Origin of the sequence: Oligoflexus sp. (genome assembly GCF_035638955.1) — a bacterium.
GTDB lineage: Bacteria > Bdellovibrionota_B > Oligoflexia > Oligoflexales > Oligoflexaceae > Oligoflexus.
Genome location: NZ_DASQYZ010000169.1, coordinates 1 through 11,790, shown reverse-complemented (window position 1 = coordinate 11,790; position 11,790 = coordinate 1). Strand labels below are relative to the sequence as shown.

The following is an 11,790-nucleotide window of genomic DNA, read 5'->3' as shown; positions in this document are numbered from 1 at the left end:
TCCTCACTTCTTTAACTTGAGTTCGAGCGCTTCTCGGCTGAGGACATGATCAACTTGAAAGTGCACCGCTCCCTGCCAAAGCTTGCAGTCAGAAGCATTGTTAATGGGATACATAGGCAGAGCGAGTAGATAACGTTCCTCGGCCTGACTCACAAAAAGTCCCAGGGATCGTGTGAAATTGCAGTTCTCTCGAACTGGAGTTGCTGCGACAATCAGCTGCGTACCATCGGTTGGAACATCGCGGGGGTTGATGATCTTTCTTCCCAAAATTTGAGATCCTGTCCAATACAGCTCGTCAAGTGTTGCGACAGGACTAAATTGAGGATCGCCATCACTATGAGGAAGGTTGTCAACTTCTGTTCGGGTGACATCAACTGGAGCTTTGACATCAGCAACTTTGCCTTTAATGGAAAAAAACGCCATGGGCAGTCCACCCAGGAGAGCGTTGGGTCGTCCCATTTGATCCCGGATGAATTTATGGGGCAGACATTCGGCTGGTCCCATCAGGGCATAATTCGTCTTATCTATACGTGCAAAAAGTTTGTCTGAACCTTGATCAAAGCAGCTGCTGGCAGCAAGGGCTGTATCCGAGTTTATCATCAGAGCTAGGCAGCTTAGTTCGCATTTGGCATTGCGGACCTCGGCCACCTTATATCCTGTAACAGCGAAGCTGCCTTGAGGTGCCTCCATGGAGGGAAGGTCGGGACAATGTGCAGGCACCTGGTCTTCTGCCAATATTGCATATTTGCTCGGGTCGCAGGTGCTGAAAGAGGTCAGGGTTGGGGGACAACTCTCCGTGCACGGGGCTGGTCCCGTTCCATTGCTGCCTATCGGGCATCCCTGGCATGTTGGCTCGTTTTCACCGCCCTTGTTAGAGCTCTTTTTTGTGCACGAGCTGGCAAGTATTAAAGCAAAAAATATTGCCATCCATGGGCCTATTATCAATTCCAAATTCATTTTCCCTCGCATTGAAATCCTCTTCGAATCGGTTTAGACAATCCTCAATACCAGATACTGATAGAGTCTATGCCTATCACGGCATCTCAGGGACATACCCTCGTTTAACAGCGGAACTGAACAGACATTGCAGGGAATGAAGAAAATGTTTAAACGCAGTGTTGTGAACAAAATCACGTAAGTATACACAAACCTTTCTGTGCGAAGCCAATTTCCCTTTTATTCAGGACTGCACACGTCACGATGCGGTGTTTAGATTGAAACAGCAGCATTGGTACATGGACATGCTGCAGACAGAGAAGACAAATTTTCATATTTTGCGAGGATCGATTGTCAGCCCTCGAGCGCATCTTGAAATAGCGCAGGCGAAGTCAAACAACGAAGGGGGATCAAAAATGAACCCCCTTATATTTCAACTAACGAATTGAATCAGTAACCCGGCGGCAGGATGAATTCCTGACCAAAACTCTTGAACACGTACCTGTCGGTATAGTCTTTGTTCAATTCCACATCGTAATAGTAGCTCGTCAGGTAATCCCAGCTGAAGCGGCTGAAACCATCTTTAATCCAGGGACGGTCGGCACGGTCGCTACTCCAGGAGTTCTTGGCCACAAGCATTTCCAATTTGCCACCTAGAGCCGCGTTTTTGAGTTCGGGACTAAGGTCACCCTCACCCAAGCGTCCGCCTTCCTGTCCCGGTACATCGGTCACAGTATAGTCATGAAGGACAACCATGTGTCCACCCGAGCTACCGAGTTCACGCGCATCAGCCAGAGTCCGGGTATTGAAAACACCATTTTCGTTGGGCGCATTGAAGCTGACAAAGAAAGACATGACCACGGGCTGCTTGTCATTCAAAGCCTTCATGACCCTCTTGACCACGTCAGTCGATTGTTTTTCGGTTTCCAGAGAAGGAAGGCGCTTGCCTGAATTTTTACTGTAAGGACTGACCGGGCTCACGGAGGACCACCGATCAACCCAGTACTGCAGGGACTGACTACGCTGGGGATTTTTGACATCTTTCAGCATGGTGGTCTGGGCTGAGTGAACTTCGAGCCCTTCCGGTATGGAACCATCAGGATTCAGGTTCACTTTATAGTCGCCGCCGCAGCTGAAGGCTTTCTGCAGAGCAGCATGGATAGCAGTGGAATCTGTGACTCCGACCAACGAACCACCCTCTTTCAAGGCCTCCAACATATATGTTTCCGCACAAGCCTGAGAACGACTCATGGCCTCAGTATCCGCCGGTAGCCCATCGGCCGTCATGATAAACTTGCCTTCTTCCACCCAGCCGTGGTTCTTGATGATGCTGGTCGACAGGCCCCAACCGCCACCCGTGGCAAGATCTTCGTCGCCTTCTTTATACAGACGCTGCCCGCTGACCTTCCAATAGAAATCCCAATACGTCCAGTAGGTCTCGGACACATCGACGACCTTATCCAGCGTATTGAGCAGCATCGACTCCAGCCACGTGCTGTGGGCATAGAGCCAGCAGTTGCCGATCGACTGGCGTTTCACAGGAGAATGCTTCACCGATGTCACATCCAACCGACTGTCGGACTTGCTTTCGGGCTTACCGCAGCTCATCTGCAGCGCCAAAGCTGAAGCGGCTATCCAAAGGCTTTTTTGACCAATATTTTTTTTCATATGTATTTCCATATCCCTTAGCGAGGAGTTGTCGATGGAACGATATAGTTGCTCATAACTTTGAGCCTTTGCCGCGCGTGTTCCAGATAACGGCGTCCTTCTTTGACATCAGGCTGCTCGCAGACTTCGCCATCCTGAGTGGTGTTGACTTCCCAGATCCAAGTGCCTTTGTCGAAAGCGCTCATGGACAGGACCGGCACCTGACCGATATATCGGTTCCAATGCCAGAAATAGGCGGTGCGATCCAATCGCGGTAAAGCAGACAAGGCCTGACGGGTCTTCACGACGTTCAGGATTACGCGGAAGTCTTTGGTGCCTTTGAGATCGTGGATCTCTTTCACGATCTCAGCATTGTCCTTCAGGAACTGGTTGAAAGCAGCCTGACTTTTGCGACCGCAATACAAAGCGGCTGCGCTCACCTCCTCGGCTTCTGCCGTGAAGACGAAGTCGGTACCCTCGGGGGCTGTCCAGATGAATTTGGTGTTGTCAGGGACATCGCCATAAACCCAGAATTGCATCCATTTGTAGTCAGCTCCCTCGACAACCGCGATTTCCAAAGAAGCGGTGGAACCGTCTGCAGCTTTTGCTTCCACAATTAGCTTTCCAGCTTTGGTGGCGCGTACAACACCATCCTGGAATACGACTCCCGCAGCCGGCTCCTGTTCACTTGCAGCTTTCACACTCCAAGTCGCATCTGGAACCCCCTCGTTGCCAAGCTGGGATTTCCAGAAGGCAGCCAACTTAAGTTCCTCATAGACGTTAAGCTTTTGGGTCGGAGCATCGGTCATGGGTGTTAGAATTACGAGGGTTGCCTTAGGTTTCGGATTAACTTTAAAGGTCATGGGTTTGGAGCTAACGCCAGCATACGATACAACGACAGTTGCCGTGCCTTCCTGTGCGCCGACCACTTCGTAGTCACCATCGCCGATGGGTTGAACAGTAAGAATAGAAGCAGGCTCCACTTTGAAAGTCGGAGACTCGCTTGCCAAGAGGGATTTTTCCGTTCCGTCGGAATACTTTGCGGTAATCGTCAAGGTTTCCTTGCTGCTCACGAACAGTTCTGTGGCGCGGCTTGTCACGATGATCTCGCTCAAGGTCGCGGCAGGCTTCTTGACTGTGATCGTAAAGCCCAGAGCTTTGACGCCGCTCACGCTGGCTGTCACGTTAACTGTGCCTTCTCTTTGAGCCACGAGACGATACGCTCCGCTGGTGCTTTCCAGCTTCACGATTCCGTCGTTGGGGTTCAGCTCAAATTCGACGCCTTCGGTAACAGGTTTTTTGCTGTTATCAGAATATACAGCTTCCACTTTCACTTCTGTGAATTCGCCAAGCAGCAGATCTTTGGTCACGGGATTGGCAATCACCTGCTTCAGAGTCACAGCAGGCTTTTGAATGGTGATTTTCAGAACCTGGGATTTCACTTCACCCTGGTTGACAACAAGGGAGGCTTCGCCTTCCTTGAGGGCCTGGAATTGATAGGCGCCATCGCCGAGAAGGATAATACTGCCGATATCAGCTGGTGTGATGGAAAATGAAACAGCATCCTTGACGGGTACGAAGTCATTGCTGTTGGAATACTTGCCTTTGATGGACAAAGCGACTTTATCGCCGACCACGACGTTCGGGCTGGAAGCTTCAACGGACAGCTCGCTCAGTGTCACAACAGGCTTCTTGACCGTGATCGTGAAGCCCAGAGCTTTGACTCCGCCGATGCTGGCAACGATATTGACTGTGCCTTCCTTCTCAGCCAGCATACGATAGACACCGTTGGTCTTTTCCACCTTGACGGTTCCATTGTCGGGACTCAGCTCAAATTCGACACCGTCAGTGACAACTTTTGAGCTGTTGTCTGAATACAAGGCTTCCACTTTCAATTCACTGGAAATACCAGGTGTCAGAGTTGTCGTGCTTGGGGTCACGTTGAGTTGCTTCAGGATCACAGCAGGTTTCTGAACGGCGATTTTCAAACCCTGCGAGTTCACATCGCCTTGGCTTACCACGATACTGGCTTCGCCTTCCTTGAGGGCATGGAACTGATAGGCTCCATCTCCCAGAATTACGATATTGCCGATGTCTGAAGGCGTCACAGTGAAACGGACAGCATCTTTGACAAGGACAAGATCACTGCTATTCGAATATTTACCCTTGATGGCCAAGGAAATTTTGTCACCGACCTGAGCCGTCGCGCTGGAGGCTTCCACGCGCAACTCGTTCAAGGTGACGGGTACAACCGGATCCTTGATTGTCAGGTTCACCTTGCTGCTAGCGAGTCCGTCGAAGTTTGCCGTGACCACAGCCACACCAGCTTTTTTGGCTTGAAACAAGCCGGCGTTGTTCGTAGCCTCGGTCGTATTGGGGCTTTCGACCGTCCACTGAGTGTTAGCCAAGGCCTTGCGGCTATCATCACTATAGACGCAGTCAGTCGTCAGCTGGAGCGACTGGCCCACTAGAGCTCAGCGGGCTGCGCAACATTGATCAGGATCTGCACCAGCTCGGTTGGAAGTTCAGGGTCAACGACCTGGATTTTGGCTTTCAGCTGCTGCTTGCCAATAGTGGCCACCAGTTCACCGGTACCTGCCGCCTGGGGCAGCAGGAGGCCTTCAGCATTGACCGAGGCCAGAGTCGCTGGCTTCACTTCCCAGGAGTCCGCCTTCATTTCGACGGCTTCACCCTTCTCATTTTTACCTTTTACAATGATTTTGATAGGTTTGCCGACTTCCAAGGCGTCAAAGGAACCCTGGTCGGTCAGGGCAAGCTCCGAGGCCGTGATGGTACCGGTCGTTTGTTCAGGCTGGGGTCTGTCTTTTTTTCCACCTGATGAGCCGCAAGCGGACGCAAATCCGAGGGCTGCCAGCAGCATAATCGACTGAATCTTCACACATCTCTCCGTAGTTCGACTCAATAAAGCGCTAAATTGACGAACATGCTTTTCATGCAACCTGAGGAGACGTGATTGGTAGGCATTTATTACAGACAGTATTTTAATATGGAAATTAAATTGTCCTCGATTCGCTTGCCAGGTGCAGAAAGACTAAAGCTGAGCAAGATTTACCCGCTCAAGTATGCGATAATAGTCTTGTAAGCAGAAAATTCACGTATAATGCTGAAGAGTTGGAAAGCATGAGTGAGCATCTCTATATTGTCGTAATGCACCGTCGGTCACCGAAAGCACAAGTTTTTGCGAATGAATGGGGCAGTCAAGGCAAACTTCTAAGTATCCACACGAATGAAATGGTTCTCGAAGCGGCTGAGCAGGCCCAAAAAACTGGGGCCAGAGTTTTCATCTGTGAAACGAATTGCCCAAAAGCTTTGAAGACTCATATCTCGCAGGAAGTCAAAATTACGAGTGTGAACCGCGAAGAAGGAACGGTGGTTTTCGATGAGCACAAGCTTGTCTTCCTCAACCCGCCTTTTAAAGCGACGCAGGGGACGCACCGGAAGTGGTCTTCGGCTGAACCATTAAATCGGTTCTGACTCACACTGTGAGTGCCTCTTTTTAATTCTTTCTGAATATTCCTTGGCTGACGTCATCAGCGCAGCCGTTACAAATGCGATAACATGCCCACTCGCTGGATTCGGATTATTCCGGTCTGGCCATGGGCATCACGCATTCATTTGACATGACCTCACCAAATGCTGACTATGTGCCAACTCTCAGAGTCAAAAAAAATGACTTTGCAGGTTAAAATGGTGGAATGGCCAGTCCTAGAGCTAACACCTGATGCCACTACGAGATAGGCCGCACCATTCGTGGTTAAGGCTATTTTCCATCAAAATTAAGTATTTATTTTTCTGAACGAATTCATTGCGACCTTGCCGATTTTTTACGGACTCGCCGGACCATCAATAGGGACTTTACGTGAAATAAAATCATGCTAAAATCGGGCCGTTGGTGACTCAGATCGTATCCAATGGTGCATAATGAAGAGTAACCGATCCCTTCCCATCATTCTGCTTTTCACCGCGCTTCTAATGAGCGGCTGCGTGACCAGCGAGAAAGTACAAAGCTCCTATAATCAGGACTTGTTCAAAATTACCTGTCCATTCAGTGGATCAAAAAGCGCCTGCCATGATCGGGCTAAAGAGCTATGCCCGCATGGTTATGCTGTCATGCCATCCCCGGATCTGGTGCTTGAGCAAGCGAATACGATCCACGTGCACTGTCGTGCAGCACAGGGAACCAGTTCTGGCGCCTCACAGTCGCAGTGATATGGTGGCCATCTTTTGCCTAACGCCCCGATGAGTGGTTCCTTTTCCTTCCGAAGTCCCTTCGATGTCACCTCTTCAAAATAAGTCTTTCAAGCATGGATGCTATCTCATCAATTGGGTTTTTCCCTCGTGCCGTCCGTGCTTATTGAAAAGAGCGACCGAGAAAATCAAGCAACAAAACCTTGGCTTCGGCTGTGGCCTCTGGGCTGTATTCGAAGGGCAAATGATGCTCATGACCCATCTGTGTGGCCCCGGCCACTGTAAAACTATGCTTCACCCTGGGCAAAAGGTGCAATTCAAGTCGCAATTTTGCCGCGAAGGATTCATCGATCAACTGCTGCACGGCCGCTTTGGGAATGAAGGGATCATCGGCTCCCGCGACAAATAAGAGGCGCCCCTTCTGTTCCTGCAAGCGAATGGGAAACGGTGTTGCAGGATTTGCATGGAATGTTGCGACTGCAGGCAACTGAACGCCACGACGTAAAGCATCAATGAGACTGGAACCTCCAAAGCAGAAGCCCACACCCGCTATCTGCGCGATCTTAAGTTTGGCTTCCGTCTGGAGGACTTCGAGGGCCTTCTGAAAAATAGCATGCGACTGCTCAGGTTGGGCCATGCGTTCCTTAACAAACGATTCCGCTTCCTTGGGATGCTTGGTGCGCTTTGTTTTGCCGAAAAGATCTGCGACGAACACGTGGTATCCGGCTTCCTGCAACCATTTACTGAATTGCAGTGTGTGGTCGTTGATGCCGTACCATTCATGAAGAACAAGCACCCCGCGTGCCGGGGATATCGGTTTCGTGGGCTTGAGATAGAGCCCTTCCATTTTCAGAGCGCCTACCTTGTAGGGAACAGGCTTGCCTTCTTCGCCCGCCGCAACCCATGGCATCATGAAAGAGCAAAGCAGAAGAAAAATAAAGCGCTGCATAGGTGGACCTCTTAAGGAAAAAGAGAGGATGACCTTCCTCGGAGCAGGAGTGTATCTCGTCAGCTCCAGGAAGGAAATCCCCGCTTCATGTCTCGCTTTTACTGATGCTGGTTCGAGGTGAATGTCACATCGTACAGAAGCCCAGCCTGACCATTCTTAACATAGTATCCAGCCGCTGTGACTTGATTGCCTTTGATGCGAAGACCCTTCTCACTCAGGTCGATCGTCTCCAGATTGATCTCGGTGATTCCAAGAGTGATATCTTTAGAACCTAGACTTGGACCGAATTGCACGCGGGCAACGATTTTGATTTCCCTGTTGAAGTTACGGAAGCCTATCCTAGCAAAGAAAAGGGTCTAATGATGAAATCCATTCAAAAAATAATGCCGACTGTTGGCCTTATCCTCTTGCAGTCCTGCGTGACCACTCGTAAACCTATAGATCCCTGTATAGAGAGAGGGAAAAGTTACTACGTAGGGGATAAAATCATGCGCGATTGCAATGAATGCATTTGCCAGAAGAAAGGTGGTTGGCTGTGCACGGTGATGGGATGCGGCGAGAAGCCTGACATAATGCGTTAGATCGAGTTGATATCAACATGCCGCGCAGCCGTCAAAATGCTTTCAAATCTATCTACAACAATTTCCTGATCTATGTATGTTTCCATTTCTTTCTCGTATTCCTGGAGCCGACTAAGGAATTCCATGCCGACCTGCTCAGGTGCGCTTTCCAATAACGTTGATAGTTGCAGTTTCAGATTTTGAAGGTCACTATTGATTCTCATTAGGTCCTGTTGAGCAGCATGCAAGTTCCCAGCCTCATCTTGAAGCAATAGGGAGCTTGCAGAAGATCCAGCCTTCGCCTTTGCATCTCCTGCTTGCATTCTAAGGCCTTCTATCTTTTCGCTCTGCATCGCTATGTTTCTGCTTGCGATGCGACCTTCATCCAATTTCTCCAGGTATAAGCAGTAGACCTGAAACAATTCTCTTGGCTTTGTTTCCCGGTTATAGGTAGTGGTGTTTACTTGGTCAATGAGATCCTCAAGGCGTGCCCGCATTTTGCCGAGTTCAACTGACGCTGCCAACTGCTCGTCCGCGAGTTGCTGCGCAGCATCAGAAGCAACCTGGAAAATGAATTCTAATTGATGGTTGTCAGTTGGACTTAACTGTTGGAGATAACTTAAGAGCAAAAGCCCTTCTATCGTGTTTGAAAGGCCAGGATCACTGCTAAGTCTCATCACCACGCGTGAACTAAAGGGTTCGATAGAGTGATCAGAAGGTGCACCAACAAGCAGCACCGACACAGTTCTTTCACTTTTTGAGGAAACAATACCTTTGGTATAGGAGCGGCTGCTTCCTCTGCGCACAGGTATAGACAAAGAACCAACACTGGTGTTTGTGATGTGGTCACCGGCTGGCCCAAGTGTAAGAATCATGCCTCTCAAAATTGCGAGTATGATCGCAATTGAAGCCAACAACAGCAGGCTGTATTTCTTACGCACTTGGTATCACTCCACTTGGATTGCTCCTAATGAAGCAAAAAAAGACCCATTGTCACGGGATTTAAGCCTTTTCATGACGCCTGCCCGTCAGTGTAACCTAAGTCCCTAAATATATAGAAGTATTAGAGTTATCCCGATGGAAACTCGTTCCAAATCATGGTTCGATGCAATGTAGCTTACTCGAACATTCACCTTAATTGTGACTGTGGCTAATAACGACCGTAGCTCGTTGTTCATAATCCAGCGTGCTTTCGACGCGCTGGATTATCCTCCGATCCCGCTGAGAACGATAGATTCTTTGCGTAGCATAAACACATGGACTTCGTTTGTTGGGCTAACTATAGAAGGACACTTTCAATCTTGAGTTAGTCACCTCAAGTGAGGAAGCATAGTTTGCGGATATTTAACATTTTTCCCGTGTATGAATGGAGACGCTGATGGGATTACAAAGAGAGTTGATTTTTGTTCTAGTTCTCGGACTGCAAGCTTGTGGAAAAGAAAAGGAAACCAAGGTCATCGACAACCCTGACCTTAGTCTTGAGAATATCGAGTTAAAAAATAGAGTGTCGGAACTCGAGAAAGAACTTGAAGGCAAGCTGCAGTTAAGCGAGGACAACGTCAAACTGAAAGCGGAGATTGCGGCTTCTACGGATGCCAAGCAAAAGCAGGAGCAACTTCTGAGATTCGCGCAGGCTCGTAACCTTGTTAAACCAAGCGATCTACTGTCAGCCCTGGACCAGGCAATTTCGAATACTCAAGATACAGAGAAGAAGGCGAAACTGGAGGAGCTCAAGAATTTCTACAAGAGCATCTTACCCGAAGGTGGCAATATCGACTTGTACTGCTCAAAACTCATCGACCAAGCCGTCGAAAGAGGTCTTCTTACCCATGATCAAGGACGAGATTTCCGTCTTGAAGGTTCAGCCCCCGTCTTTGTAAAGCCAGGTGATATCAATTCCGAGTTGATTGGTGTGGCGCCTTGCTGGGTTGTTTATAATTCTTTGTTTGAGTGACCTTAACTTGTGAGTAGTGAAAGGCCTGGAAATATCTAGGCGATTGTCTTGATCCAGAGCAGGATCTAGCAAGCTGAGCTGTAGGATCCAACTTGCGTGAAAAAAACATCCAGAACACTCGAATTTCAGATCTCCATCGAGTGGCGATGGTGAAAAAATACCGCGCCTTGCTGTAAGAAATTATCTAATGGGGATGGCGCTGCGATATGGGTTTTTAAAATTCTTTCTGTGCTGGAGAGAGATGGCTTTAAAATCGACGCCGCGTTGCGTTTTGGCTTTTATTTCGATTCTTCTCACCTTAAGAGTACAACCAGTTATGTCATTGTGTCGGCGGTAGCATTGGGAGCAGGTTCGACGTCTGCTTTGGAAGGGTCAAAGCCCTGCCCCAGCACAGCCAGTCACACCCATTTTTTTCTCGAACTATTTTGGAGTTTGCTGGGGCAGGCTGCAGCGGAACCGGCAGGTGGGAGGATTCGGTCGTGCTTAAGAATAGTCTTGACGTAGTTGTGTCAGGTGAGGTGCTTACTCGTGATCAGCATCTGGATTGCATGCGTGATTATCATGATCAGCATAGCGACTGGTCAGAGAGGTATTTCTCGCGACCTTCAGAAAACGGGAAATCCAGCTATGCTGTTCTGAACGATTCGATTGGCATTCCAACGCACGCAGATTTTCAAATACTCGATCTTGGATGTGGCATTGGAACATTTTGCAAGTATCTTGACATCAATGCAGGTTCTAAGCTTGTTTATACCGGTGTTGACATTTCTGGACAATGTTTGAAGTCTGCTGAACAAATATTTTCAAGCTCTCAAGTATCCTTCAAACTCTCCGCAGCTGACCAGCTTCCATTTGATGATGAGTTGTTTGATGCAGTGGTTAGTCATATGGCTTTTACAATGTTTAAACCTATCCCGATTGCTGCCAAGGAAGCATTTCGTGTTTTAAAGCATGGCGGGATCTTTTCAGTCATCTTACCAGCTGTTTGGAGTCGTTGTAGCCAACCGAACACCGCCCTGGATTCAGGAATAAGAGTCATAATTAAAGATATATTTCCAAATTATGCAAAAAACTACGGTGGTTTCGGTGAGCCTGAATTTTTTTCAAAAGCAGGCATTGAAAAATTTCTCTCCATTTATCCAGAAATTTCAAACCTAGTTATAGACGAATTCGAAGTCGATTTCTCTGGGTCTATAGATGAAGTCTTGTGGGGTATCAAGACGTTTTATTGGTATCAAATTTTGAGCGATGATTTGAAAATCTCTACAGAGAAGCGGCTGATTGAGTTGTTACATAAGGTAGCCGGAAGCTATGAGAAGGTTCATCATTCCAGAAAATTAGCTCTTTTAAGATGCGAGAAGGTATGAACATTTGTGCTTTAGATGTATGGCATGTGAAGTGGACCCTATGCTTTAGACCAGCGGAGAGATTTTGATAGTTAAAGCATTATGCCACTGCTTTCAAGTATTTCTTACCAACAATTGTATCCTTAGCCTTGTATTCGCCAACGTGAACCTGTTGTGGAGTTCTGTAGT

10 protein-coding genes are annotated in these 11,790 nt (G+C 48.4%); 3 read left to right on the top strand and 7 right to left on the bottom strand.

Translation table 11 applies throughout. From position 1 onward, the window contains the following. Nucleotides 1–3 precede the first annotated feature (3 nt). From VE954_RS15895 to VE954_RS15880, 4 genes are all read right to left on the bottom strand, one after another. Nucleotides 4–423: a hypothetical protein gene (locus tag VE954_RS15895; protein ID WP_324954451.1), complete on the bottom strand. Its 420-nt coding sequence runs from the start codon at nt 421–423 to the stop codon at nt 4–6. 963 nt (nt 424–1,386) lie between these two features. Beyond that, entirely contained in the window at nt 1,387–2,604 is a 1,218-nt protein-coding gene (locus VE954_RS15890; protein WP_324954449.1) for a hypothetical protein, read from the bottom strand. Nucleotides 2,605–2,621: 17 nt separating this feature from the next. Beyond that, nucleotides 2,622–5,051: a hypothetical protein gene (locus tag VE954_RS15885; protein ID WP_324954448.1), complete on the bottom strand. Its 2,430-nt coding sequence runs from the start codon at nt 5,049–5,051 to the stop codon at nt 2,622–2,624. Then, complete coding sequence (locus VE954_RS15880; protein WP_324954446.1) at nt 5,051–5,482, bottom strand: hypothetical protein; 432 nt, start codon at nt 5,480–5,482, stop codon at nt 5,051–5,053. Before VE954_RS15880 ends, VE954_RS15885 begins: the two co-directional genes overlap by 1 nt. Nucleotides 5,483–5,724: 242 nt before the next feature. Between VE954_RS15880 and VE954_RS15875 the strand changes: the two genes are divergently transcribed. Next, nucleotides 5,725–6,078: a hypothetical protein gene (locus VE954_RS15875; protein WP_324954444.1), complete on the top strand. Its 354-nt coding sequence runs from the start codon at nt 5,725–5,727 to the stop codon at nt 6,076–6,078. A gap of 877 nt (nt 6,079–6,955) precedes the next feature. Here the strand turns inward: VE954_RS15875 and VE954_RS15870 are convergent. The 3 genes from VE954_RS15870 to VE954_RS15860 all read right to left on the bottom strand — a co-directional run bounded on the left by VE954_RS15870 (nt 6,956) and on the right by VE954_RS15860 (nt 9,242). Continuing rightward, nucleotides 6,956–7,741 carry a dienelactone hydrolase family protein gene (locus tag VE954_RS15870; protein WP_324954442.1) on the bottom strand — a complete coding sequence of 262 codons (786 nt, stop codon included), beginning with the start codon at nt 7,739–7,741 and terminating at the stop codon, nt 6,956–6,958. A 98-nt stretch (nt 7,742–7,839) separates the two neighbouring features. Then, a complete protein-coding gene (locus tag VE954_RS15865; protein ID WP_324954440.1) occupies nt 7,840–8,034 on the bottom strand; it encodes a hypothetical protein in 195 nt (64 codons plus the stop codon). Nucleotides 8,035–8,318: 284 nt separating this feature from the next. Beyond that, entirely contained in the window at nt 8,319–9,242 is a 924-nt protein-coding gene (locus VE954_RS15860; protein WP_324954438.1) for a hypothetical protein, read from the bottom strand. A gap of 437 nt (nt 9,243–9,679) precedes the next feature. Between VE954_RS15860 and VE954_RS15855 the strand changes: the two genes are divergently transcribed. Beyond that, the gene (locus tag VE954_RS15855; protein WP_324954436.1) at nt 9,680–10,255 is read left to right on the top strand and encodes a hypothetical protein; all 576 of its coding nucleotides are present in this window, start codon (nt 9,680–9,682) and stop codon (nt 10,253–10,255) included. Between the two features lie 479 nt (nt 10,256–10,734). Next, complete coding sequence (locus VE954_RS15850; RefSeq protein ID WP_324954434.1) at nt 10,735–11,622, top strand: class I SAM-dependent methyltransferase; 888 nt, start codon at nt 10,735–10,737, stop codon at nt 11,620–11,622. Nucleotides 11,623–11,790 lie beyond the last annotated feature (168 nt).

What these genes read in the sequence shown, in the direction of transcription:
- VE954_RS15870 (WP_324954442.1), bottom strand. Translation starts at nt 7,741, where the DNA reads ATGCAGCGCTTTATTTTTCTTCTGCTTTGCTCTTTCATGATGCCATGG.
- VE954_RS15890 (WP_324954449.1), bottom strand. Translation starts at nt 2,604, where the DNA reads ATGAAAAAAAATATTGGTCAAAAAAGCCTTTGGATAGCCGCTTCAGCT.
- VE954_RS15855 (WP_324954436.1), top strand. Translation starts at nt 9,680, where the DNA reads ATGGGATTACAAAGAGAGTTGATTTTTGTTCTAGTTCTCGGACTGCAA.
- VE954_RS15875 (WP_324954444.1), top strand. Translation starts at nt 5,725, where the DNA reads ATGAGTGAGCATCTCTATATTGTCGTAATGCACCGTCGGTCACCGAAA.
- VE954_RS15895 (WP_324954451.1), bottom strand. Translation starts at nt 423, where the DNA reads ATGGCGTTTTTTTCCATTAAAGGCAAAGTTGCTGATGTCAAAGCTCCA.